Origin of the sequence: Arthrobacter globiformis (genome assembly GCF_030815865.1) — a bacterium.
GTDB lineage: Bacteria > Actinomycetota > Actinomycetes > Actinomycetales > Micrococcaceae > Arthrobacter > Arthrobacter globiformis_B.
In genome coordinates, this window is record NZ_JAUSXI010000001.1 from 2,077,611 (window position 1) to 2,101,626 (window position 24,016).

The window sequence follows — 24,016 nt, forward strand, 5'->3', positions numbered from 1 at the left end:
TGGCTAGTGTTGTCTTTGGATAACCTTTGCCGGTCAAAATCACAGAGGACGGGTCATGACACAGGCGGGACGCCAGGGTTCACCACGTAACAGTTCAGGACGTAAAGGTCCGGAACGTAATTCAGCGGGCAGCGCAGGTCGCGGTGCCCCCAGCCCGCGGGGCGGCGGATTCGGCGCCGGCCAGCGGGACTTCTCCAAGGGCGGCGACCGCCCGTACAAGGCACCCAAGCCGCGGGAAGAGCGTTTTGTCGATCCCGACGAATCGCCCGCCGCTCAGACGGGCCGGCCTGCCGCAGGCGACTGGAAGTCCGGCGCCAAGCCGGCAGCCCGGAAGCCCGGAGCACGCAAGCCCGGGGCCGGAAAGACGCCCGGCACTCCTGGCGCGCTCAAGCCCAAGCCGCGTTCCGCTGCGGCCAAGACCTTCGGTACGCGCGCGTTCGGCGGCGAACGGTTCGGCCAGAGCCTCGGCGCCGTCCGCAAGCCTTCGCGCAAGCGCGGCCCCAGTGGCCCCGTGCCGCAGTCCGAACTGCACGACGCCGACGGCGTCCGCCTGCAGAAGGTCATGGCCCAGGCCGGAGTGGCTTCGCGGCGCGTCTGCGAAGAGATGATTGCCGAAGGCCGCGTGGAGGTCGACGGCCAGGTAGTCACCGAACTCGGTGTGCGCGTCGATCCCAAGACATCCGTTATTCACGTGGACGGCCTCCGCATCCAGCTGGATGAGTCGCTCGTGTACATGGTCTTCAACAAGCCCAAGGGCGTCGTGTCCACCATGGAGGACCCGGACGGGCGTCCCTGCATCAGCGATTTCGTCCGCAACACCCATGGCGAGCGACTCTTCCACGTCGGCCGCCTGGACGTCGCCACCGAGGGCCTGCTGCTGCTGACCAACGACGGCGAGCTGGCCAACCGCCTGACGCACCCGTCCTACGAGGTTCCCAAGACGTACCTGGTCCAGGTCCGCGGGCCCTTCCCGCAGGGCATCGGCGCACAGCTCAAGGACGGCATCGAACTCGAGGACGGCTTCGCGTCGGTCGACTCCTTCCGCCTGGTCGACTCGACCCCGGGCCATGTCCTGATCGAAGTGGTGCTGCACTCCGGCAAGAACCGCATTGTCCGGCGCCTGTTCGACGCCGTCGGTTTCCCGGTATTGCGCCTGGTGCGCGTCAAGGTCGGCCCCATCGGCCTGGGCGACCAGCGCCAGGGAAGCATCCGCAACCTCGGCAAGCAGGAAGTCGGCCACCTGCTGGCATCCGTGGGGCTGTAAGGGATGTCGGCATTCCGTACGCACGGCCGGGGACACCTGAACGGCCCGGTCGTCGTTATTGGCACGGGCCTGCTCGGCACCAGCATCGGCCTCGGCCTGCGCGGCCGCGGCGTTGCGGTGTACCTGTCCGATCCGTCGCCGACCAACCAGGCAGTCGCCGTCGACATCGGTGCCGGCCTCCCGTTGGCTGCCATGCGTGACGAACGTCCTGAACTCGTTGTCGTCGCGTCGCCGCCGGACGTGACCGCGGACGTTGTGGAACGCGCGCTGGCAGACTTCCCGGACGCCACCGTCGTCGACATCGCCAGCGTCAAGGCAGCGATCCTGCATGACCTGCGGAGCCGCGGCGCGGACCTCAGCCGCTACGTGGGCACCCATCCCATGGCAGGACGCGAAAAGTCCGGGCCCGTCGCCGCCCGGGGCGAGCTTTTCACCTCCATGCCGTGGGTCATGTGCCCGACCGAGGAATCCTCGGCCGGGGCGGTCCAGGCTGCGCGGGCGCTGGCCACCGACCTGGGTGGCCTCGTTTCGCAGTTCACGGCCGAGGAACATGACGGGGCCGTGGCCCTGGTCTCCCACCTGCCGCAGGTGATGTCCTCGCTGCTGGCCAGCCGGCTGCAGGACACTCCGATGCATGCCCTTTCCCTCGCCGGGAACGGGCTCCGCGACACCACCCGCATCGCAGCCAGCGACCCCACGCTGTGGGTCCAGATCCTGGGGGCGAATGCCCGAAAGGTGGTGGACATCCTTTACGGTGTGCGCGAAGACCTCAACCGGCTGATCGGGACACTGGAAGACCCCGCGGCCGCCGGGGCCCGTCTTGACCTGGCCCAGCTGATGAGCGAAGGCAATGCCGGGCAGGCCAGGATTCCGGGTAAACATGGCGGACCTCCGCAGGCCTATTCCTGGCTCACAGTGCTTGTCGATGACCGGCCCGGCCAGATCGCCAGGCTCCTGACCGAGATCGGTGAGATCGGCGTCAACCTCGAAGACCTGCGGCTAGACCACTCCTCCGGACAGAACGTGGGCATGGTGGAGATCTCGGTGCTGCCGAGCGCGCATGACCTGCTTGTAGAAGCACTTAGCGACCGTGGATGGCGGGTACTTCAGTAATGACACAGGAACTGATCGACACTTTGCCTGCCCTCCGGCTGGGCCGTCCGCTGGTTGTGGCCATCGACGGGCCATCAGGCTCGGGGAAGTCCAGCGTCAGCAAGGAAGTGGCACGCCGCCTTAATCTCGCCTACCTGGACACCGGCGCCATGTACCGGGCCCTCACCTGGTACTGCCTCGACCGCGGGACGGACCTTGCCGACGCCGCCGCCGTCGAACTGGCAGCCGAAGAACTGCCGTTGGACATCAGCACCAGCCCGCTCACCGAGTTTGTGCGGGTCGACGGCGCCGACGTCACCGACGCCATCAGGGAACCGGGCATCTCCTCGGCCGTCAGCGCCGTCGCCACCACGCTCGGTGCCCGGACCGAACTCATCCGCCGCCAGCGCGCCCTGATCGAAAAGCACAACCGCCGCATGGTGGTGGAGGGCCGGGACATCACCACCGTCGTGGTGCCCGGTGCACAGGTGCGCATGCTCCTGACCGCCAGCGAGGAAGCCCGGCTCCGGCGCCGCGGGATCCAGCTCGGCGGAACGCAAAGCGCCGAGCAACTGGCCGCCCAGGTGACCCAGCGGGACGCGAAGGATTCCACCGTGGTGAACTTCACCCAGGCGGCGGACGGCGTGGTGACGCTGGATTCGTCCGAACTGGATTTCGAGGAAACCGTGGTTGCCGCGCTGCGCATCGTCACGAAGGTCATCAACCATGAGTGATTCCGCCAGGAAGCCCCGGACCGGGCTGGCGGGGACTGCCGTTCCCGGCGCCTGGACCATGGCGTGGAGCCGGCCAGTCGGCCGGTTCCTGAACAACGCCGTCTACCGCACATCCGTTACCGGGCACGCCAATGTACCGGCCGCGGGACCGGTGATTTTCGCAGGCAACCACATCAGTTTCCTCGACGGACCCGTCATGTTCGGCGCCTCGCCCCGGCCCATGCACATCCTCGTTAAGAAGGAGATGTTCAAGGGCTTCCTCGGCCGCGTGCTGAGGGCCTCGGGCCAGCTTCCGGTTGACCGGGCGGGGGATCGCTCGGTTTTGCAGCTCAGCAAGGACGTGCTCGACGCCGGGCGCTGCATCGGCATTCTGCCCGAGGGGACCCGGGGGAGCGGCACGGCAACCGGCATCAGCAACGGGGTGGCTTGGCTCGCCCTGAATTCGGACGCCGTCGTGGTGCCGGTGGCCATCCTGGGCACACGGCAGGGCGGCGAACATCTGGACAGCATCCCGAAACCCGGCCGCCGGCTGCACGTCAGCTTTGGCCAACCCCTCACGCTCGGCCGGAATCCCGATGAAACCGGCCGTGCTTCAATGGACAGGGCGGCTACGGAAATCCGGGACACCCTGGCCGCGCACGTCCGGAACACCGTCCGGCACAGCGGGATGTCATTGCCCCCCGCGGATCATCCGCACCAACGTTCCACCGCAGTAGCCGGACCGCCGGCAGACCACCACTAAGGAAAGCGCAATGAGCGATACGACTCAAACTTCCGGCCACTCCGGCGCCGGCGAAGACGAATACACGCCCACCGGCACCGACCAGGTGGCTGAACATCTGGCGGCCATGGACGACGACGAGGCGGAGCTTCGCGCCGCCTCCCTCCGCGCCGGACTGGACGATTACGAACTTGACGAGGAAGACGCAGCACTCCTCAGCGGGCTGCACGACGAGGATGAGCTTGAGGGTCCGCTCAAGCTGGACCCCGTGCTCGCCATCATCGGCCGCCCGAACGTTGGCAAGTCCACCCTCGTCAACCGCATCCTGGGCCGCCGCGAAGCGGTCGTGGAGGACACCCCGGGCGTGACGCGCGACCGCGTGATGTACTCGGCGAACTGGAACGGGCGGAACTTCACGCTGGTTGACACCGGCGGCTGGGAACACGATGCCCGCGGCATCCATGCCCGGGTGGCGGAGCAGGCCGAAATGGCAGTGGAGCTGGCTGACGCAGTGCTGTTCGTCGTCGACTCGGCAGTGGGCGCAACCGCCACCGACGAGGCCGTCGTGAAGATGCTCCGGCGGAGCAAGAAGCCTGTCATCCTCGTGGCCAACAAGGTGGACGACTTTGTGCAGGAAGCCGACTCCGCAGTCCTGTGGGGCCTGGGCTTCGGCGAGCCGTACCCCGTCTCCGCGCTGCACGGCCGCGGCGTCGCCGACCTGCTGGACCACGTCATGGACACCCTGCCGGAGTTCTCCACCGTTGAGGGCATCGAACGCTCCGGCGGCCCGCGCCGGATCGCCCTGATCGGACGCCCCAACGTCGGCAAGTCCTCCCTCCTGAACAAGCTGGCCGGCTCCGAGCGCGTGGTGGTGGACAACACCGCCGGCACCACCCGCGACCCGGTCGACGAATTCATCGAGCTCGGCGGCCAAACCTGGCGTTTCGTGGATACCGCCGGCATCCGCCGGCGCCAGCACATGGCGCAGGGCGCCGATTTCTATGCCTCCCTCCGGACCCAGAGTGCGCTGGAAAAGGCGGAGGTCGCCGTCGTTCTTCTGGCTGTTGATGAGGTGCTCAGCGAGCAGGACGTCCGCATCCTGCAGTTGGCCATTGAGTCGGGGCGTGCCCTGGTGCTCGCTTTCAACAAGTGGGACCTTCTGGACGACGAACGGCGCCGGTACCTGGAACGCGAAATCGAGCAGGACCTGGCGCACGTGGAGTGGGCGCCGCGCGTCAACATCTCCGCCAAGACGGGCTGGCACAAGGACCGCCTGGTGCCGGCGCTGGAGCTGGCGCTGGAAAACTGGGACAGGCGCATTCCGACCGGACGGCTCAACGCCTTCCTGGGCGAGCTGGTGGCGGCGCACCCGCACCCGGTCCGCGGCGGCAAGCAGCCCCGCATCCTGTTCGGCACGCAGGCCTCCAGCCGGCCGCCGAAGTTCGTCCTGTTCACCACGGGATTCCTGGACCCGGGCTACCGCCGGTTCATCACCCGCCGCCTGCGGGAAACCTTTGGCTTCGAGGGTACGCCTATCGAAGTCAGTATGCGTGTGCGTGAAAAGCGCGGCAAGAAGCGTTAATTACGACACACCGGGCGGCGAATACCGGAAAGTGTCACTGGCAGCCGCCGGAATCGTGTAAGCTCTTCTAGGTGGTTCGGCCGGACTGCTTGGGTGAAATTCTTCGGAAGATTCATCTGGCGGAGAACGGCGGAACTGACGGGCTGTAGCGCAGCTTGGTAGCGCACTTGACTGGGGGTCAAGGGGTCGCAGGTTCAAATCCTGTCAGCCCGACCGCATGAAAACCCCGCCAACCCAACAGGGTTGGCGGGGTTTTTTGTTGCCCGGAATGCTGCGCTCTTTCGAACAGCACGTGCTACTTGAGGAAGCGGGACGTTCTGCGGTCGGCCAGGATCTTGCCGTTGGTCTGGCAGGTTGGGCAATACTGCAGTGCAGTATCTGCGAAGGACACCTCCCGGACCGTGTCCCCGCATACCGGGCAGGGCTGGCCGGCGCGGCCATGCACATTCATGCCGCTCCGTTTCGCATCCTTGAGGTCCGCGGGCGCCTTCCCCTGGGCCTGGGCCACTGCGGCCCCCAGAACGGTATGGATGGCGTCGAACAGGACTTCGACCTTCGCCGGCTCCAGAGAATTGGCCATGGCGAACGGGGAAACTCTCGCTGCATGCAGGATTTCGTCGCTGTACGCATTTCCGATGCCGGCAATGACACTCTGGCTCCGCAGCACGCCCTTGATCTGGTGCGCGTGCCCGGCGAGGATCTCGGCGAACATCTCCCGGCTGAAGGCCGGGGCCAGCGGATCCGGCCCGAGGTCTGCGATGCCGGGAACGTCGCCGGGCTTTGACACCACGTAGATAGCCAGGCCCTTCTTGGTGCCGGCCTCGGTGAGGTCGATGCCCAACTTCCCGCCGTCGCCGCCGGCAAGGTGCACCCGGGCCGCGATGGGACCCTTGCCGGGTCGGAGCGGATCGGGCGAGGGATTTTCGGTGTAACGGACCCAGCCCGCCCTGGCGAGATGGAAGACAAAATACAGGCCGTCCGCGTCAATGCTGACGAACTTCCCGAACCGCTCCACTCGGGTGATAATTCGGCCCGCCAGCGCTGTGTAGGGCGGGTCGGCCGTCTTGAGGACCGCCACGGACAGAATCTGCAGCTTCTCCAGCACCGCGCCGCGCAGCCGTGTGTCGAGGAACGAGCTCAGTGCGGCCACCTCGGGTAGTTCCGGCATGGCACCACTTTGCCACACGGGATGCCGGATTGGGCGGTTCCCGCGGGCATAATGGCTCATCCGGCGGCCAGGGAGTTGTGCATATACTTTCAACCGGTGGCTGTTCCCTACGCCTCCGTTGACATTGGTGATTGACCCGATGAAAGGCCCCTGATGAGCAACATTCCCTCTGATCTGTCCTACACCGCCGAACACGAATGGGTGTCCGCACCGAATGCCGATGGTGTGGTCCGTGTGGGGATCACCGACTTCGCCCAGGACGCCCTCGGGGATGTCGTCTACGCCCAGATGCCCGAAGTTGGCACCACTGTCAAAGCAAACGACGTCGTCGGCGAGGTTGAGTCCACCAAGAGCGTCAGCGACATTTACGCGCCTGTCTCCGGCGAGATCGTGGCCCGCAACGAGGCACTCGACGGCGATTCCGCGCTCATCAACTCCGATCCGTACGGGGATGGCTGGCTCATTGAAGTCAAGCTGGCCGAACCTGATGCAGTGGATTCCCTGCTCAGTGCATCGGAGTACGAACAACAGGTAGGCTAAAGCTAACCGGTCCCGCTGCCGGCCACCGGAGTCCAGCCATGGAGTCCTGCGGCCGGACGGCGGGCGGCATATCGGAGTTGCCAGGCAGTTCCGGACGGTACGCGTTGATTGCAGGGGGACATCTGCAACGAATGAGGAGGAATCCATGGTTGGCGGCGAACAGAACCACACCAGCGGCGATTACGGCACAGGTGCGGGCAGGGCTTCGGAAACCACCTCGATCAACCTCACCCCGGTTCATGACGAGCCGACGATCGTACCCAAGCTCTCCCCGGAGGAACGCTCTGCAGTCGAGGCACTGCCCTCCGGCTCCGCCCTGCTCGTGGCCCACAGCGGGCCGAACTCGGGTGCCCGTTTCCTGCTTGACTCCGATGTCACCACGGCCGGGCGGCACCCGGACGCTGACATTTTCCTCGACGACGTGACGGTCTCCCGCCGCCACGTCGAGTTCCGGCGCACATCGCGGAGCTTCGAGGTGGTGGACACCGGAAGCCTGAACGGCACCTATGTCAACCATGACCGCGTGGACAGCGTGGAACTGAGGTCCGGAAACGAAGTCCAGATTGGCAAGTTCCGTCTCACCTTCTACCTGAGCCCTGCCCGCGCAGCAGGACGCGTCTGATTCGGAGCGGCTGCCTGTGGCAATGGCACAACCGGAGCGCCGGGGACCACTGGTCCTGAACATCGGGGAAGTGCTCGCTCAATTGAGCGACGACTTTCCAAGCATGACGGCGTCGAAAATCAGGTTCCTTGAGGAAAAAGGGCTCATCAACCCCCGGCGTACACCCGCGGGCTACCGGCAGTACTCGGACAGCGACGTCGAACGGCTGCGCTTCGTCCTGTCGCTTCAGCGCGACCAGTATCTGCCGCTCAAGGTTATCAAGGACTACCTTGACGCCATCGACCGGGGCGAGCGGCCCGAGAACCTCCCGCCCGGGGTTACCGTGTCCCCGCGGATCGTCTCGGACGAGCTCGCCGCGGAACTGCAGAACAAGTCGCGCAGGCTCAGCGAGGAGCAGCTGCGCGCGGAGTCGGGGGCCAGCGTGCCGCTTCTGCAGTCCCTCCTCAGCTTCGGCCTCATCGGGCACACCGACGGCAAATTCGACGAGCACGCCCTCCAAGTGGCCCGCGCCTGCGTCCAGCTGGAGAGCCACGGCCTGGAGCCCCGGCACCTCCGGCCCTTCCAGGCTGCCGCGGAGCGCGAATTCGGACTTGTGGAACGCGCCGTGGCCACCCTGACCTCGCGCAGGGACGCTGCGTCACAGGCCCGCGCTGCGGAAGCCGCCAGGGAAATCAGCGACCTCTGCCTTACCCTGCACCGGGCCCTTGTCCAGGACCGTATCTCGCGGATGGAAATCTGATGATCGAAGTCGAGATTGTGGGCGTCCGCATCGAACTGCCTTCAAACCAGCCCCTGGTCCTGCTCCGCGAGATGCACGGAGAACGGCACGTTCCCATCTGGATCGGGACGCCCGAGGCAAGCGCCATCGCCCTGGCACAGCAGGGCGTGGTGCCGCCACGGCCCATGACGCACGACCTGCTTGTGGACGTCGTGGAGACGCTTGGCCACTCCGTGGTCAGCGTGAACATCGTGGCCGTGGAGGACAACATCTTCTACGGCCAGCTCCAGTTCGACAACGGGGCCACTGTGAGCTCCAGGGCATCCGACGCCCTGGCCATCGCGCTGCGCGCCAAATGCCGGATCTGGTGCGCTGACTCCGTCATGGACGAGGCCGGCGTGCGCATCACCGAGCATGACGAGGGCGAGGACACGGAGCCCGGCCCCACCGTGGAGGAAGAGCGCGAGCTGCGCAGGTTCCGGGAGTTCCTTGACGACGTCGAGCCCGAGGATTTCGACGGCTAAGGTCACGTTAAGGTTAAAGTTAAGGCTGAAACTTTCGACACGCCCCACTAATCATGCGAACGTCTTTGACCTTGGGCCACGGCGGGCCTAACGTCGAAGGTACCAAGTTCCCATTGCATACGACAGCGGCGCAAGTCACACTGGAAAGTGCTACTCCAGCCGAATTACAAGCGTGAATTTCATCCGGACTTCATGCGCGTAGCAGCTGTTGCGGCACTTCCCCAGGGGAGCTCATGACAAGGAGGATCCACGTGAGTCCGAAAGGCGAAGCAGGAGAGCTGAAGCAACCCTCGACGGCCGGCGTTGCCGTGCCCGCAAGCGGTGCTCAGGGCCTTCTCTTCACTGAGGACCTCCCGGTTCTGGATGAGGACGCCGGCTACCGCGGGCCCACGGCCTGCAAAGCCGCCGGCATCACGTATCGGCAGCTCGACTATTGGGCGCGCACCGGCCTGGTGGAGCCTGCAGTCCGCGGCGCAGCGGGCTCCGGCTCCCAGCGGCTCTACGGTTTCCGCGACATCCTGGTCCTGAAGGTGGTCAAGCGCCTGCTGGACACCGGCGTCTCGCTGCAGCAGATCCGCAGCGCGGTGGAGCACCTCCGTGAACGCGGTGTCGAGGACCTGGCCCAGATCACCCTCATGAGCGACGGCGCCAGCGTCTACGAATGCACCTCCGCGGACGAGGTCATCGATCTCGTGCAGGGCGGCCAGGGCGTGTTCGGCATCGCCGTGGGCCGTGTGTGGCGCGAAGTCGAGGGGAGCCTCGCCTCGCTGCCCAGCGAGCACGCCGGCGAACAGACGTTCGCAGACGACGAGCTCAGCAAGCGCCGCGCGGCCCGCAAGATCGGCTAGCGGCGCCAGCCACGAGATTACGCAGAAGGCCGCCTCCCGTCGGGGAGGCGGCCTTTTCTGCATTCGGCAGGGCCCCGGTGATCCGGGGCTGGGCTTTACCGCGCGCTTCGGCTGCGGCTGGTCTTGTTGGTGGCCAGAAGATTTCCCAGCAGCGTGTCGTAGAGCCCGGCCGCGGCCTTGGCGGAGTCGCCGGGCCAGTGGTGGACGGAATGGGCCGCGCCCTGAATCTGCTGCCAATTGGCCTGCTCCGGGATGTGCGGAGCCAGCAGGAGGTCGCCGAACATTGTCTGCATCTCGGCAAGGCGGAAAGCGTGCTCGGAGGACCCGGAGCGAACGCGGTTGGCCACGATGCCGGCAGGGGACAGGTTCGGCGCGAATTCCTGCCGGAACAGCTGGATGGCCCGCATGGTGCGTTCAGTGCCGGCCACGGAGAAGAGCCCGGGCTCGGCCACCAGGGCAACCTTGTTGCTTGCCGACCACGCCATGCGCGTCAGCCCGTTCAGGGACGGCGGGCAGTCCACCAGGACGAGCTCGTACGAGTCCGCGCCGGCCAGCACCGCGGACAGCCTGCGCAAATCGCGCTTGCCAAGGTCCGGACGGTCGTAAATTCCGGCGTACGCGGATCCGACGGCGACGTCGAGGACCGCTGGGCCGGAGCCGTTGACGGCCGCCCGGCTGATCCAGCCGCTGGGCACGACGTTCTCCGCAAGTTTGGCCTTGCGTGGATTCTTCAGCATCCTGCCGATGTCCAGCTTGTCGCTGGGCTGCACGCCGAGGGCTGTGCTTGCGTCGGCATGGGGATCGAGGTCCACTACGAGGGTTGGGATGCCTGCGGCCAGTGCCGCAGACGCCAGTCCGGTTGTAACGGATGTCTTGCCGACACCGCCCTTGAGGCTGCTGATGCTGACTACTTGCACTTGAGAGACCAATACCTAACGCCGGTTGCCGTGTTGGGGTACGTTCCGTTCCGGTGCTGCCGGAACCGGGGCAGGCTTCCGCCGCCCCATTCATCATATGTTGACCTCGGCCCGAATCCCTTCTTATGCGGATCCGGGCATGCCTCCCCGGCCGGCCCGGCCCGGCCGGGCCGGGCCGGCGTCGTCCTTCGGCGGCAGTGCGCCGAAAGCGAATGGTGGTGGTTTAGCGGCAGTAAATATGGACCGGCAGTGAATATGGCCCGGAGATGACGGATAATTCTGTGATGGTAGACACAATGATTTGTGTTTCGTCCGGCCCGTCTTACACACTGTGACCACTCACCGATACACCCGCAATGATGCAGGAGAAGTATGTTTTCCAAGATTCTGGTGGCCAACCGCGGAGAAATCGCAATCCGTGCTTTCCGCGCCGGCTACGAACTGGGCGCCAAGACAGTCGCCGTGTTCCCCAACGAGGACCGCAACTCGATCCACCGCCAGAAGGCCGATGAGGCGTATCTGATCGGCGAAGAGGGCCACCCCGTCCGCGCCTACCTGGACGTCGACGAAGTGGTGCGGGTTGCCAAGGAGTCCGGTGCGGACGCCATCTACCCGGGCTACGGCTTCCTCTCCGAGAACCCCGACCTTGCGCGTGCCGCGAAAGGCCGCCGGCATCACCTTTGTGGGCCCGCCCGCGGAGGTCCTGGAACTCGCCGGCAACAAGGTGGCCGCCCTGGAGGCCGCCCGCAAGGCTGGCGTCCCCGTGCTGAAGTCGAGCGCCCCGTCGAAGGACCTTGACGAACTGATCGCTGCTGCGGATGAGATCGGCTTCCCCATTTTCGCCAAGGCAGTAGCCGGCGGCGGCGGACGCGGCATGCGCCGCGTCGACACCCGCGAAGCCCTGCCTGAGGCGCTGCAGTCCGCCATGCGCGAGGCCGACGCCGCCTTCGGTGACCCCACCATGTTCCTTGAGCAGGCAGTGCTCCGCCCGCGCCACATCGAGGTCCAGATCCTGGCCGACGCCGAGGGCAACGTCATGCACCTCTTCGAGCGTGACTGTTCCATCCAGCGCCGCCACCAGAAGGTCATCGAGATCGCCCCGGCCCCCAACCTGGACGAAGGCATCCGCCAGGCCCTGTACCGGGACGCCGTGAAGTTCGCCAAGGCCCTGAACTACGTCAACGCCGGTACCGTGGAGTTCCTGGTGGACACTGTGGGCGAACGCGCCGGCCAGCACGTCTTCATCGAAATGAACCCCCGCATCCAGGTGGAGCACACCGTCACGGAGGAGGTCACCGACGTCGACCTCGTCCAGGCGCAGATGCGCATCGCCGCCGGTGAGACCCTGGCCGATCTGGGTCTGTCCCAGGAGACCGTCTTCCTCAAGGGTGCCGCGCTGCAGAGCCGCATCACCACCGAGGACCCGGCCAACGGCTTCCGGCCCGACGTCGGAAAGATCACCGGTTACCGCTCCGCCGGCGGTGCCGGCGTAAGGCTCGACGGCGGCACCGTCTACTCGGGCGCCGAAATCAGCCCGCACTTCGACTCCATGCTGGTGAAGCTCACCTGCCGCGGCCGGGACTACCCCGCCGCGGTGGCCAGGGCGCGCCGAGCTTTGGCGGAGTTCCGAATCCGTGGTGTCTCCACCAACATCTCGTTCCTTCAGGCCGTCCTTGACGATCCGGACTTCATCGCCGGCAACGTGGCCACGTCATTCATCGACGAGCGCCCCCAGCTGCTGAAGTCGCGCGTCTCCGCGGACCGCGGCACCAAGCTGCTGACGTGGCTCGCCGAGGTGACCGTGAACAAGCCCAACGGTGAGCTGCCGGTCCGCACCGACCCGGCGGACAAGCTCCCCGCAGTCACCGGCGCTGAGGCCCGCCCCGGTTCCCGCCAGCGGCTCCTGGAACTCGGCCCGGAGGGCTTCGCCAAGGCGCTGCGTGAACAGAAGGCCGTCGCCGTCACCGACACCACCTTCCGCGACGCCCACCAGTCCCTGCTGGCCACCCGCGTCCGCACGAGGGACCTGGTGGCTGCCGCACCCGCGGTCTCCAACCTCCTGCCGGAACTGCTGTCCGTTGAAGCCTGGGGCGGCGCCACCTACGACGTCGCGCTGCGGTTCCTCGGCGAGGATCCCTGGGACCGGCTGGCCGCGCTGCGCAAGACCCTGCCGAACATCTGCCTGCAGATGCTGCTCCGCGGCCGGAACACTGTGGGCTACACCCCGTACCCCGAGGAAGTGACCGAGGCTTTCGTCAACGAGGCGGCCGCCACGGGCATCGACATCTTCCGCATCTTCGACGCGCTGAACGACGTCAGCCAGATGGCGCCGGCCATCCGCGCGGTGCGGGCCACAGGCACCGCCGTCGCCGAGGTGGCACTGTGCTACACGGGCGACATGCTGGACCCGGAAGAGAAGCTCTACACGCTGGATTACTACCTGGGCCTCGCGGACAAGATCGTCGACGCCGGTGCCCATATCCTGGCCATCAAGGACATGGCAGGCCTGCTGCGTCCGGCGGCGGCCGCGAAGCTTGTCGCGGCACTGCGGGAACGGTTCGACCTCCCGGTCCACCTGCACACCCACGACACCGCCGGTGGCCAGCTGGCCACCCTGATTGCGGCAGTCGACGCAGGCGTCGACGCCGTCGATGTGGCCTCGGCGTCCCTGGCTGGCACCACGAGCCAGCCGTCGGCGTCGGCCCTGGTTGCGGCCCTGGCCCACACGGAACGTGACACGGGGCTCAGCCTGGCCGCGGTCTGTTCCCTCGAGCCGTACTGGGAGGCCGTGCGCAGGGTTTACGCACCCTTCGAATCGGGCCTGCCGGGTCCGACAGGCCGCGTGTACCAGCACGAAATCCCGGGCGGGCAGCTGTCCAACCTCCGCCAGCAGGCCATGGCGCTGGGCCTGGGCGAACGCTTTGAGGCGATCGAGGACATGTACACGGCCGCGGACCGGATCCTGGGCCACCTGGTCAAGGTGACCCCGTCGTCGAAGGTGGTGGGCGACCTCGCCCTGCACCTCGTCGGGCTGAACGCAGACCCGGCCGACTTCAACGAGAACCCGCAGAACTATGACATCCCCGACTCCGTCATCGGGTTCCTGTCCGGTGAGCTGGGCGATCCTCCGGGAGGCTGGCCGGAGCCGTTCCGCACCAAGGCCCTCCAGGGCCGCAGCGTCAAGGTGCGCGACGCCGAGCTGAGCGCCGAGGACAGCGCGGCTCTCCGCGGCGACTCGAAGACCCGACAGCAGACCCTGAACCGGCTCCTTTTCGCGGGGCCGACGAAGGACTACCTCAAGAGCGTCGAGACCTACGGCAACGTGTCGGTCCTGGACACCCGCGACTACCTGTACGGCCTGCAGCGCGGCGAAGAGCACGTGATGCAGCTCGAAAAGGGTGTGCGCCTCATCGCGTCCCTGGAAGCTGTGTCGGAGCCGGACGAGAAGGGTATGCGCACGGTCATGTGCACGCTCAACGGTCAGTCCCGCCCGGTCTCGGTGCGCGACAAGTCCGTGGTCAGCAATGTGAAGACGGCGGAGAAGGCTGACGCGTCCGTGCCGGGTCATGTCGCCGCTCCCTTCGCAGGCGCCGTGACGGTCACCGTCAAGGCAGGCGACACCGTCAACGCCGGTGACACGGTTGCCACCATCGAGGCGATGAAGATGGAGGCATCCATCACGACGCCGGTGGGCGGCAAGGTGACGCGGCTGGCCATTTCCGCTGTGGAACAGGTTCAGGGCGGTGACCTGCTGATCGTCGTCGAATAGGTGACTGTTGAGCAGATGACCGGCGGCTAGACGACCGCTGAATAACCTGCAGGGCGGCCTGCGGCCGCCCTGCAGGTAGGGTGGAAGACAGAAAAAAGGTTGTGGGGACGGCGCTGAGCCGCCCCCACAGCCATTTCCGAACCACATTGGTTGCCGGAACCCCGCCGGCAGCCAGTACGAAACAGAGCGGAAGCCATGACGCAGACCAATACGCCCAAGCCCGGGCCGCGCCCCGACCGGAGGCCTTCAATCTCCCAAGGCAGCGTCGTCGACGTTGCGGGGGAGGCCGGGGCCGGTCCCGGCGGCGTGTCTCCGGCGGACGGCGCGGACGCAGCGGTGACCAGTGACGTGGCTCCGGCAAGGGACATCAGCGTGGTGACCGTTTCCGACGGCCAGGACCGCACCTCCGCCGGATCGCTCTCCGCAGTCGGCGGCGTGGTGCAACAGGAGACGGTGACATCGGCCATGCCCGTTGTGACCGCCGGCCCCGGTGTTACCGCCAGCGACATCGACGAACTTGCCGCAACCGGCGCAGCCGCCGCGGGCACAGAGCCGGCTGATGCATCGGGCGCAGCCACTGCCGCCGAACCGGCGACCGAGCCGGGTGATATCAGTGAAAAAGCGAAGGACCTTCCGGGGCGCCGTGAGCGGCCAGAGGGGCCGGAGCCCGCTGCCGCGCTCACCGCCGACCGTCTCCTGACCAGAACCGCAGCCGCCCCGGTGTCAGGCTGGCGCCGCTGGCTGTACCAGGCAACCCTGGGCTACGTGAACCTGGGCGACTCGGACCAGGTCCGAATCCAGCGGGCCATGGAGCACCGCATCGCCATGCGGCTGGGGGAGCGGACCCGGTACGTGCCCGTGCTCTCGCGCAAGGGCGGAGTGGGCAAGACCACCGTCACCACGCTGCTCGGCATGGTGCTGGCGGAGCTGCGTGAGGACCGGGTCATCGCGATGGATGCGAATCCGGACCGGGGCACCCTATCGGACCGGTCGCCGGGCAGGGCTGATTTCACGGCCCGCCAGCTGGTGAAGGACAGGTTCACGGTCGACTCATTCGCCCAGTTGTCCAACTACACGGCCAGGGAGGGTTCGCGCCTGGATGTGCTGGCCTCGGACACAGATCCCATGGTGGCGCACGCCTTCGACGACTCCGACTACCGTGCAGTCACCGACATCCTGGGCCGGTACTACTCGATCGTGCTCACCGACTCAGGCACCGGCATGGTGCACTCGGTCATGAAGGGCACGCTGGAGAAGGCCGATGCCGTGGTGCTCGTCTCGGGCGGCAGCGTCGATGAGGCCCGGCTGGCGTCCGAAACGCTGTCCTGGCTTGAGGCCCACGGCCGGCAGGATCTCGTCGCCAAGGCAACAGTGGTCATCAACATGGCTGCCGGCAACCGCACCCTGGTCAACATCGACGAAATTGAGCAGCATTTCCTGTCCCGGGTGAAGAATGTGGTGCGGATTCCGCATGACCCACACCTGGCGGAAGGCTCGCGGATCCGCCTGGGCCAGCTGAAGCCGGCAACCCGTGCCGCAGCCGTGGAGCTGGCCGCGCTGGTGGTAGATGAGCTGCAGCAGGCCTGACCCGCCGCCGTCGGGAGTTTTTGTACACTTATTGGCTTCTGGAGGCCCCGGCAGTGCCGACAAGTGGACAAAAACTCCCTAACGAGTACTCCAGCCCTAGGCGCGGGTGGGCTTCGGCGACTTGTACATGTCGTCGATCACGGCTTCGAAGTCCTTCATGACCTGCGCGCGCTTGACCTTCATGGACGGGGTCAGGTGGCCGGAGGCTTCGGTGAAGTCGCTCGGCACGATCCGGAAGGACTTGATGGCCTCCGCCTGCGACACCGACTGGTTGGCCTGGTTGATGAGCTCCTGCACGGCGGCCTTGATCTCGGCGTGGCCGGCGGCGTCGCTCAGCTTCGTGTTCCCCGGCAGACCGTGGCGTTGCAGCCAGCCCGGGAGGGCTTCCTCATCGAGAGTCACGAGGGCGCTGATGAACGGGCGGTTGTCACCAACGACGAGTACCTGTGACACCAGGGCATCCGCCCGGATCTGGTCCTCGAGCAGTGCGGGAACCACATTCTTGCCGCTGGCGGTGACAATGATTTCCTTCTTCCGCCCGGTGATCAGCAGGTAGCCGTCCTCGTCGAGCTGGCCGATATCCCCGGTGCGGAACCAGCCATCAGCGAACGACTCGTCCGTGAGGTCGGGGCGCTGGTAGTACCCCCGCATGACGCAGGTGCCCTTGACGAGGATCTCGCCGTCGTCGGCAATCTGAACGCTGTTGCCTGGAATCGGGGCGCCCACTGTGCCGATTTTGATGCGCTCTGGCGTGTTGACGCTGACGGGTGCCGTGGTTTCGGTGAGGCCGTAGCCTTCCAGGATCTGCAGGCCGATACCTTGGAAAAAGTGGCCCAGCCGTTCGCCCAGCGGGCCGCCGCCGGACACGGCATGGGCCACCTCGCCGCCCATGGCGGCGCGGAGCTTGCCGTAGACGAGCTTGTCGAAGATCGCGTGCCTGATCTTCAGGCCCAGGCCGACGCCGCCGCCCTGCCGTGCACGGGAGTAGGCGATCGCGGTCTCGGCGGCCCTGCGGAAGATCGCGCCCTTGCCGCCATCCTCGGCCTTGGTGAGGGCCGAGTTGTATACCTTTTCGAAGACGCGGGGAACGGCAAGGATGAACGTCGGCTTGTAGCTCTGCAGGTCGGGCAGCAGGTGCTTGATGTCGGGGGTGTGCGCCACGGTGACGCCGGCGGCGACGGCCAGGACCGATATGAAGCGCGCGAAGACATGCGCCAGCGGCAGGAACATGATGGTGCGGGACTGCTCATTGACCACGCCGCTCAGCGAGGTGGCAAGGGCATTCTCGGACAGCTCCACGAAGTTTCCGTGGGTCAGTTCGCAGCCTTTAGGCCGGCCGGTGGTGCCCGACGTGTAGATGATGGTGGCGAGGTCGCGGAGCCCGGCGGAGCGCCGCCGGGCGTCGAGTTCGTCGTCGCTGATGGCGGTGCCCGCCGCGCGCACGCTTTCGAGGCCGTCCCCCTCCAGCTGCCACACGTGGGTCAGTGCGGTGAGGCCTTCGGTGGCAGCGGCCTGCCGAATGATGTTTTCGTGGTGGTCCGATTCGCCGAATGCAGCGACGGCACCGGAGTCGCCCAGGTTCCAGGCGACCTGGGAAGGCGACGACGTTTCGTAGATGGGAACGGAAACGCCACCTGCGAACCAGATGGCGAAGTCGATGAGTGCCCACTCGTATCGGGTACGCGACATGATGCCCACGCGGTCGCCCGCACTGACGCCGCTGGCGATGAGCCCCTTGGCGAGGGCGGACACGTCGGCCACAAAGTCCTTGGCCCGGATGTCCTGCCACTGGCCGGCAGAGTCGAGGCGCGAAAACAGGGCAGGGTTGGATGCCTTCGCTGCCTGGCGCAGTACAAGGTCCGTGATATTGCTGTCCAGAGGGACGTTCGCCAAGGGCGGAACGCTGAATTCGCGCACGTTAGCTCCTTTGATATCCGTTGGCCGCAGCGGGTAGTCCTAACCTTAGTACGTCACGTGGCGGTGGCCGGCAGATCGTGGTTACCCATCGGTAACTTTACGGCTAAGGGGTGCGAGCCGCCAGTGTGCAGGACGTGTCGTTCGGGTGTCCTACCTGCGAAGACGCTCTGCGGCGACACCTAGAATGGGGGACTATGCAGCCCTCCCCGCCCAACGAGCAGCCAACACCGCCCCTTGACTCCATCCGGAGCGGCCAGCCCGGGGGATGGGCGTCCCGGCGCGCGAAGTCGCGCCACTCAGTGTCACGGCGCCCGGCGTCGGGATACGGGGGCCAGTTGGCCGGCCACCGCCTGTTCCGGCAGCAACTGCGGCTGGGCCGCCGGGGGCTTGCCATCGGCATCGACATCGGCGGCACGAAGGTTGCCGCCGGCGTCGTGGACGCCGAAGGCCGCATCCTGCGCGAGGCGCGCCGGTCCACGCCGGGAACCGATCCGCGTGCGGTGGAGCGCGTCATCGTGGAACTGGTTGAGGAACTGAGCGCCGGTGCCCGGATCCGGTCGGTGGGCATTGGCGCCGCTGGCTGGATGGATCTCGACGGCGGCACGGTGCTGTTCAGCCCGCACCTCGCCTGGCGGAACGAACCGCTGCGTGAGAACCTGCAGCACCTGCTGCGGCGCCCCGTCATGCTGGTTAACGATGCCGACGCTGCGGCCTGGGCCGAGTGGCGCTTCGGTGCCGGGCAGGGGCAGGACCGGCTGGTCTGCATCACCCTTGGCACCGGCATCGGCGGAGCCATGGTGATGGACGGGCGCGTCGAGCGCGGCAGGTTTGGTGTGGCGGGGGAGTTCGGCCACCAGATCATCATGCCCGGCGGCCACCGGTGCGAGTGCGGAAACCGCGGCTGCTGGGAACAGTACGCCTCAGGCAACGCCCTCGGCCGGGAGGCTCGGGAACTGGCGATGGCGAATTCGCCGGTGGCGCAGGAACTTCTCAAGGCCGTGGACGGAAGCGCCGAGCGCATCACCGGAGCGACGGTGACGGAACTGGCCATTGCGGGCGACGCCGCCTCCCGGGAGCTCCTGGAGGACGTCGGGAACTGGCTCGGTCTGGGGCTGGCGAACCTTGCCGCCGCCCTCGATCCCGGGAAGTTCGTGATTGGCGGCGGTCTGTGTGCGGCCGGCGAACTGCTGGTGGCTCCGGCGCGCAAGGCCTTCGCCCGCAACCTCACCGGCCGGGGATTCCGTCCGGCCGCAGAAATCGACCTGGCTGCCCTTGGGCCGTATGCTGGCCTGATCGGGGCTGCCGACCTGTCCCGGGCCAGTAGCCGTACGCACCGCTGACGGAAGCGTCAGACCCGGGCGCCGTCGTCGTTCTCGTCCTTTTCCTGCGGCAGCTTCATGATCAGATACACCACGGCCCCGATGAAGGCGGCCACCATGCCGAGGATTGCCAGCAGCGGCGCGGAGCGCCAAAACATCGCCGACAAGACCAGGGCAACCGGAGCACCGACGGCGCCCAGCCACGCGAGCATCGTCAGCGGGTCCGTCGCCGAAAGCTTGGGCGGATCCTCCGGCACGAACTCACCGTCGTCGTCCTCGACGCTATAGTCGCGCGGGTCCCCGGCGCCGGGGGGAACGTCAGGCTGCCCGGACCGGGCGGCCTTCTCCTGCCCGGTTGCTTTCTCCCGGTCGGCGGCCTGCTGCCGCTCGGCGGCTGACAGTTCCCTGGGCGCCCGTGGCGCCAGGCCCAGCGGATCGAAGTCGGTGAAGCGTTTTGCCGCGCTTTCCGGGCCGGAAGCAGGGTCCGGCTGTTCTGCCCGTGCAGCGCCGGCGTCGTCGGCCGGGTCGTCGCTGGTAGCCGTGCTGTGCCGGGGACCGCCGTGATGGCGCGGAGACTTGGTGGCGGGGGATTCCCCGTCGCCGGGGACGGCGTCCGCATCCGGAGCCGGGCTGTCGCCCTGGAGCCTGGCCACCAGGTCGAGCCAGACGGCGTCATCCTGGTTGGCACTCGGATCGGATGAATTCGAATCGGGCCTATTCATCGGTCGCGCCCTTCTGGCTGGCTGTCGCGGAGTCGGCGGATCCCTGGTGGCCGCCCGCCACCACGGAGCGGATGAAGTCCACCGAGGCGCTGAAGATCTGATCGGCATCGTGGTCCAGCGTGGCCACGTGATAACTGTTGTCGAGCAGTGTGAGCTGCAGCGGGGCGTGGATAAGCCCGCGCCGCAGCGCTGTGATGCTGGTATCGGAAACAACGTGGTCCACCGTGGAGCGGAACACGCGCACCGGCGCTGTTATGCGCGGCAGCAGCCGGACCGTGTCTTTGAACATTTTATTCAGTTCGTGGGCAGCTGCCACAGGGGTGCGGGGATATGCGCCCTCGTCGACGCCCTGCTTCCGGATGTCGTTGGCTATTGCCGGCGTGCTCTTGAGGACCAGCTTGAGGATCCCGGCCAGCGGGGCACGGCGGTCATCAATGACAAGGCCGGGGTTGACCACGATGGCTCCGGCGACGGGCCTGGTCGCGGCGAGGCGCAGTGCCAGGGCGCCGCCCATGGACAGGCCCGCTGCGAAGACAAGGTCGCACTCGGACTCGAGCTCCAGGTACGCGGCGTCCATCGCGTCATGCCACTGCGGCCAGCGGTTGCGGGACAGCTCCTGCCAGGTGGTGCCGTGGCCCGGCAGCAGCGGCATCCTCACGGCAAAGCCGGCATCGGCAAACGATTGGGCCCACGAACGCAGGCTGTGCGGGCTGCCGGTGAACCCGTGGGACAGTGCGATGCCGATGGACGGCCCCTCGCCGGAGAAGGCGCTGCTGAACGGGCTGTGATCGGGAACTGTGGTCATGACTTCTCCGACGGTATGTGGCTTCGGGAATGCAGCTGAAAAAACCGCGCCGAGGACTCGAAAATTTCCTGGGCGTCCGTGTCCAGCGTAGCCACATGACCGCTGTTCCTGAGCAGCACCACGTCGAGGCCCGCGGAGCCGAGGCGCCTCCGGATCAGGCTTAGCGAAGTCGGGGGTACCACTGCGTCACTGACCGACTTGAAGACCAGCACCGGGGCAGTGATCCGCGGCAGGCCGCGGACGGCGGCAGCGAACAGCCTCTTCAGCTGGTGAACCGCCGCCAGCGGCGTGAGGGAGTAGTCGCCGTCGTCCGTGGGGGCCGCCGTCGGATTTTCCTCCGCCATAGGCACCGTGGTTCTTTGGATGTACTTCAGCAGGCCAATGACCCGGACGCGCCGGTCGTAAAAGCTCAGGCCCGGATTGACGACGGCGACACCCGCCACGTTGTGGCTGGACGCGGTGAGCAGGGCGATGGCGCCGCCCATGGAGAGGCCTGCCACGTAGCATTCGTCGGTCCTGGCCGCCAGTTCCAGATACGACCGTTCGAAGGCGCCGTGCCACTCCCGCCATCCTGTCCCGGCCAGTTCCTGCCAGCTCGTGCCATGCCCTGGGAGCAGCGGAACCGTGACGGCGAAGCCGCGCCCGGCCAGGAATTCGGCCCACGGCAGGATGCTGAGGGGACTGCCGGTGAAGCCGTGGGAAATCGCGATTCCGATCCGCGCATTGACACCGTGTCCCGCGTAGCTGAAAGCGGCGGGCCTTGTGCGGTCGCTGCTTTCTGTCATGGATCCATCGTGTCACTGTTCCAGACAATTCTCACTAGAGTAGGGTTGCATTGCAGTGCCGCTGGGCCGTTTGGAACGCCCGGGCGGTAGCCTTCCGGAGAGGTAAGACACGTGTTCTATTGGGTCATGAAGCGGATCTTCCTGGGGCCGGTGGTCCGCACTCTTTTCCGGCCGTGGGTCAAAGGGCTGGACAACATCCCGTCCGAGGGGGCCGCCATTATCGCCTCCAACCACCTTTCATTTTCGGACTCTATCTTCATGCCGCTGATGGTGCCGCGGCCCGTCATTTTCCTGGCCAAAGCCGAGTACTTCACGGGCACGGGGCTCAAGGGCCGGTTGACCGCCCTGTTCTTCCGGCTGACCAACCAGCTCCCCATGGACCGTTCCGGGGGCGCGGCGTCGGCGGCCTCACTCGATGCGGGCATGGATGTGCTCACCCACGGCGGACTGCTGGGCATCTACCCCGAGGGGACGCGCAGCCCCGACTCGCGGCTGTACCGCGGGAAAGTGGGGGTGGCTCGGCTGGCCCTGCAGGCCGGTGTCCCCGTCATCCCGGTGGCGATGATCGGAACGGACAAGGTTCAGCCCATCGGCAAGCGGCTGCCGACCATCCGGCGGATCGGCATGATCTTCGGCAAGCCCCTGGACTTCAGCAGGTATGAGGGCATGGCCGATGACCGGCTGATCCAGCGGTCCGTCACGGACGAGGTCATGTACGAGCTCATGCGGCTCTCCGGACAGGAATACGTGGACGAGTACGCCTCGGTGGTCAAGCTCAGGCTGGCGGGGAAGGCCGGCCCGGAGCCGGGGGAGGCCGGTTCCTCCCGGTCGGCGTCGTAGATGTCCGTGACGCCGTGTATCTGTGACGCCGTGTATCTGTGACGCGGGGGCCGGGCGCATGACAGTCCGGGTGTCCCGAAGCAGGTTCGGCCCTCTACTCTTAGTAGTGTGACTGAGCTATCTGCAAAACCTGCCTCTTCCCTGACCAGCACTTCACAGAGCGGTGCGGCCAACTATCCGGGACTCGACAACTGGCGGGACCTTCCCATCTCCCAGCAGCCGAGCTGGGAGGACTCCGGGGTCTTCAACGCATCCGTCAAGGAATTGTCCGCGCTCCCGCCGCTCGTTTTCGCGGGCGAGGTGGACATCCTGCGCGAGCGTCTCGCCGCCGCAGCCCAGGGCAAGGCCTTCCTGCTTCAGGGCGGTGACTGCGCCGAGACCTTTGAGGGTGCCACGGCGGACAAGATCAGCGCACGGGTGAAGACGATCCTGCAGATGGCAGTGGTCCTGACCTACGGCGCGGCGATGCCCGTCATCAAGATGGGGCGCATGGCCGGGCAGTTCGCCAAGCCGCGCTCCTCCAACGACGAGACCCGCGACGGCGTAACGCTGCCGGCATACCGGGGCGACATCGTGAACGGCTACGACTTCACCCCCGAGTCGCGGGCCCACGACGCCAGCCGCATGCTCCGCGCGTACCACACCTCCGCTTCCACACTGAACCTCATCCGGGCATTCACCCAGGGCGGGTTCGCAGACCTCCGTCTGGTGCACACCTGGAACAAGGGCTTTACCGAGAACCCTGCCCACGCCCGCTACGAGTCCCTCGCTCGCGACATCGATCGCGCCATCAAGTTCATGGCATCCTGCGGCGCTGACTTTGAAGCCCTGAAGCGGGTTGAGTTCTTTGCCAGCCATGAGGCCCTCCTGCTCGACTACGAGCGTGCGCTGACCCGCATCGACTCCCGCACCGGACTGCCCTACGGCACCTCCGGGCACTTCCTGTGGATCGGCGAGCGTACCCGCGAGCTGGACCACGCCCACGTGGATTACCTGTCCCGGGTCCGCAACCCGATCGGCGTCAAGCTGGGCCCGTCCACGTCCGGCGACGACGCCCTGCGCCTCATCGACAAGCTGGATCCCGAGCGCGAACCCGGCAGGCTCACGTTCATCACCCGCATGGGTGCCGGCAACATCCGCGAGAAGCTCCCGTCCCTCGTCGAAAGGGTCACCGCCTCCGGCGCCCAGGTCCTGTGGGTCACGGACCCGATGCACGGCAACACCGTCACCTCACCCAACGGCTACAAGACCCGGAATTTCGACGACGTCATCGACGAGGTGCGCGGGTTCTTCGAAGTGCACCATGCGCTGGGGACGGTTCCGGGCGGCCTGCACGTCGAGATGACCGGGGATGACGTGGCCGAATGCCTCGGCGGCGCCGACCCCATCGACCAGGAAGCTTTCCTCGACCGCTACGAGTCGGTCTGCGATCCCCGCCTGAACCACATGCAGTCGCTGGAGATGGCGTTCCTCGTGGCGGGTGCGCTCACCCGCCGCTAAGCGGCGCTGGGCGGATCCAGCAGCACAAGCAAAGACCGGCGC

General features: G+C 66.7%; 20 protein-coding genes, 1 tRNA gene and 1 pseudogene. 16 read left to right on the forward strand and 6 right to left on the reverse strand.

Features of this window, described 5'->3' with window-relative positions; all coding sequences use genetic code 11:
• Positions 1–55: 55 nt before the first annotated feature.
• The 6 genes from QFZ33_RS09470 (at position 56) to QFZ33_RS09495 (ending at position 5,606) form a co-directional block, all read left to right on the forward strand.
• Positions 56–1,264, forward strand: coding sequence for a pseudouridine synthase (locus tag QFZ33_RS09470; RefSeq protein ID WP_214854029.1), 1,209 nt, complete (start codon positions 56–58; stop codon positions 1,262–1,264).
• Between the two features lie 3 nt (positions 1,265–1,267).
• Positions 1,268–2,377 carry a prephenate dehydrogenase gene (locus tag QFZ33_RS09475; RefSeq protein WP_307026867.1) on the forward strand — a complete coding sequence of 370 codons (1,110 nt, stop codon included), beginning with the start codon at positions 1,268–1,270 and terminating at the stop codon, positions 2,375–2,377.
• Positions 2,377–3,090 (forward strand): (d)CMP kinase, encoded by a 714-nt coding sequence (cmk, locus tag QFZ33_RS09480; protein WP_214854033.1) that lies wholly within the window; start codon positions 2,377–2,379, stop codon positions 3,088–3,090. Before QFZ33_RS09475 ends, cmk begins: the two co-directional genes overlap by 1 nt.
• Positions 3,091–3,148: 58 nt before the next feature.
• The gene (locus tag QFZ33_RS09485; RefSeq protein ID WP_307031747.1) at positions 3,149–3,832 is read left to right on the forward strand and encodes a lysophospholipid acyltransferase family protein; all 684 of its coding nucleotides are present in this window, start codon (positions 3,149–3,151) and stop codon (positions 3,830–3,832) included.
• Positions 3,833–3,842: 10 nt separating this feature from the next.
• On the forward strand, positions 3,843–5,393 hold the full coding sequence (gene der, locus QFZ33_RS09490; protein ID WP_307026870.1) for a ribosome biogenesis GTPase Der: 1,551 nt from the start codon (positions 3,843–3,845) through the stop codon (positions 5,391–5,393).
• Positions 5,394–5,532: 139 nt separating this feature from the next.
• Positions 5,533–5,606 (forward strand) — tRNA-Pro (locus QFZ33_RS09495).
• A gap of 82 nt (positions 5,607–5,688) precedes the next feature.
• On the opposite strand, the gene QFZ33_RS09500 is transcribed toward QFZ33_RS09495, so the two are convergent.
• Complete coding sequence (locus tag QFZ33_RS09500) at positions 5,689–6,561, reverse strand: Fpg/Nei family DNA glycosylase (RefSeq protein ID WP_307026872.1); 873 nt, start codon at positions 6,559–6,561, stop codon at positions 5,689–5,691.
• A gap of 153 nt (positions 6,562–6,714) precedes the next feature.
• Here QFZ33_RS09500 and gcvH point away from each other — a divergent pair, with 153 nt between their 5' ends.
• The 5 genes from gcvH (at position 6,715) to QFZ33_RS09525 (ending at position 9,813) form a co-directional block, all read left to right on the forward strand.
• Entirely contained in the window at positions 6,715–7,101 is a 387-nt protein-coding gene (gcvH, locus tag QFZ33_RS09505; RefSeq protein WP_214854040.1) for a glycine cleavage system protein GcvH, read from the forward strand.
• Between the two features lie 145 nt (positions 7,102–7,246).
• The gene (locus tag QFZ33_RS09510; protein WP_214854043.1) at positions 7,247–7,723 is read left to right on the forward strand and encodes an FHA domain-containing protein; all 477 of its coding nucleotides are present in this window, start codon (positions 7,247–7,249) and stop codon (positions 7,721–7,723) included.
• A 22-nt stretch (positions 7,724–7,745) separates the two neighbouring features.
• The gene (gene ftsR, locus QFZ33_RS09515) at positions 7,746–8,462 is read left to right on the forward strand and encodes a transcriptional regulator FtsR (RefSeq protein WP_214854046.1); all 717 of its coding nucleotides are present in this window, start codon (positions 7,746–7,748) and stop codon (positions 8,460–8,462) included.
• Positions 8,462–8,965 (forward strand): bifunctional nuclease family protein, encoded by a 504-nt coding sequence (locus QFZ33_RS09520; RefSeq protein WP_076798054.1) that lies wholly within the window; start codon positions 8,462–8,464, stop codon positions 8,963–8,965. The genes ftsR and QFZ33_RS09520 overlap by 1 nt, the downstream gene beginning before the upstream one ends.
• Before the next feature lie 251 nt (positions 8,966–9,216).
• Positions 9,217–9,813, forward strand: a complete 597-nt coding sequence (locus tag QFZ33_RS09525) for a MerR family transcriptional regulator (protein ID WP_307026877.1) — start codon at positions 9,217–9,219, stop codon at positions 9,811–9,813.
• Between the two features lie 95 nt (positions 9,814–9,908).
• On the opposite strand, the gene QFZ33_RS09530 is transcribed toward QFZ33_RS09525, so the two are convergent.
• Positions 9,909–10,730 carry a ParA family protein gene (locus QFZ33_RS09530; protein WP_307026878.1) on the reverse strand — a complete coding sequence of 274 codons (822 nt, stop codon included), beginning with the start codon at positions 10,728–10,730 and terminating at the stop codon, positions 9,909–9,911.
• A gap of 372 nt (positions 10,731–11,102) precedes the next feature.
• Here QFZ33_RS09530 and QFZ33_RS09535 point away from each other — a divergent pair.
• Positions 11,103–14,499: pseudogene (locus QFZ33_RS09535) on the forward strand (pyruvate carboxylase).
• Between the two features lie 195 nt (positions 14,500–14,694).
• Positions 14,695–16,086, forward strand: a complete 1,392-nt coding sequence (locus QFZ33_RS09540; RefSeq protein WP_307026880.1) for a nucleotide-binding protein — start codon at positions 14,695–14,697, stop codon at positions 16,084–16,086.
• 96 nt (positions 16,087–16,182) lie between these two features.
• Here the strand turns inward: QFZ33_RS09540 and QFZ33_RS09545 are convergent, their stop codons facing one another.
• On the reverse strand, positions 16,183–18,003 hold the full coding sequence (locus QFZ33_RS09545) for an AMP-dependent synthetase/ligase (RefSeq protein WP_307026882.1): 1,821 nt from the start codon (positions 18,001–18,003) through the stop codon (positions 16,183–16,185).
• 194 nt (positions 18,004–18,197) lie between these two features.
• Between QFZ33_RS09545 and QFZ33_RS09550 the strand changes: the two genes are divergently transcribed.
• Complete coding sequence (locus QFZ33_RS09550; RefSeq protein WP_307026884.1) at positions 18,198–19,343, forward strand: ROK family glucokinase; 1,146 nt, start codon at positions 18,198–18,200, stop codon at positions 19,341–19,343.
• 8 nt (positions 19,344–19,351) lie between these two features.
• Here QFZ33_RS09550 and QFZ33_RS09555 read toward each other — a convergent pair whose 3' ends face one another.
• The 3 genes from QFZ33_RS09555 to QFZ33_RS09565 are packed head-to-tail and all read right to left on the reverse strand — an operon-like array spanning position 19,352 to position 21,634.
• Positions 19,352–20,044 (reverse strand): hypothetical protein, encoded by a 693-nt coding sequence (locus QFZ33_RS09555; RefSeq protein WP_307026886.1) that lies wholly within the window; start codon positions 20,042–20,044, stop codon positions 19,352–19,354.
• The gene (locus QFZ33_RS09560; protein ID WP_307026888.1) at positions 20,037–20,849 is read right to left on the reverse strand and encodes an alpha/beta hydrolase; all 813 of its coding nucleotides are present in this window, start codon (positions 20,847–20,849) and stop codon (positions 20,037–20,039) included. Before QFZ33_RS09560 ends, QFZ33_RS09555 begins: the two co-directional genes overlap by 8 nt.
• A complete protein-coding gene (locus tag QFZ33_RS09565) occupies positions 20,846–21,634 on the reverse strand; it encodes an alpha/beta hydrolase (RefSeq protein ID WP_307026890.1) in 789 nt (262 codons plus the stop codon). Before QFZ33_RS09565 ends, QFZ33_RS09560 begins: the two co-directional genes overlap by 4 nt.
• Before the next feature lie 111 nt (positions 21,635–21,745).
• Here QFZ33_RS09565 and QFZ33_RS09570 point away from each other — a divergent pair, with 111 nt between their 5' ends.
• Complete coding sequence (locus QFZ33_RS09570; RefSeq protein ID WP_307026892.1) at positions 21,746–22,474, forward strand: lysophospholipid acyltransferase family protein; 729 nt, start codon at positions 21,746–21,748, stop codon at positions 22,472–22,474.
• Positions 22,475–22,582: 108 nt separating this feature from the next.
• Positions 22,583–23,974: a class II 3-deoxy-7-phosphoheptulonate synthase gene (locus QFZ33_RS09575; RefSeq protein ID WP_307026894.1), complete on the forward strand. Its 1,392-nt coding sequence runs from the start codon at positions 22,583–22,585 to the stop codon at positions 23,972–23,974.
• Positions 23,975–24,016: the final 42 nt, after the last annotated feature.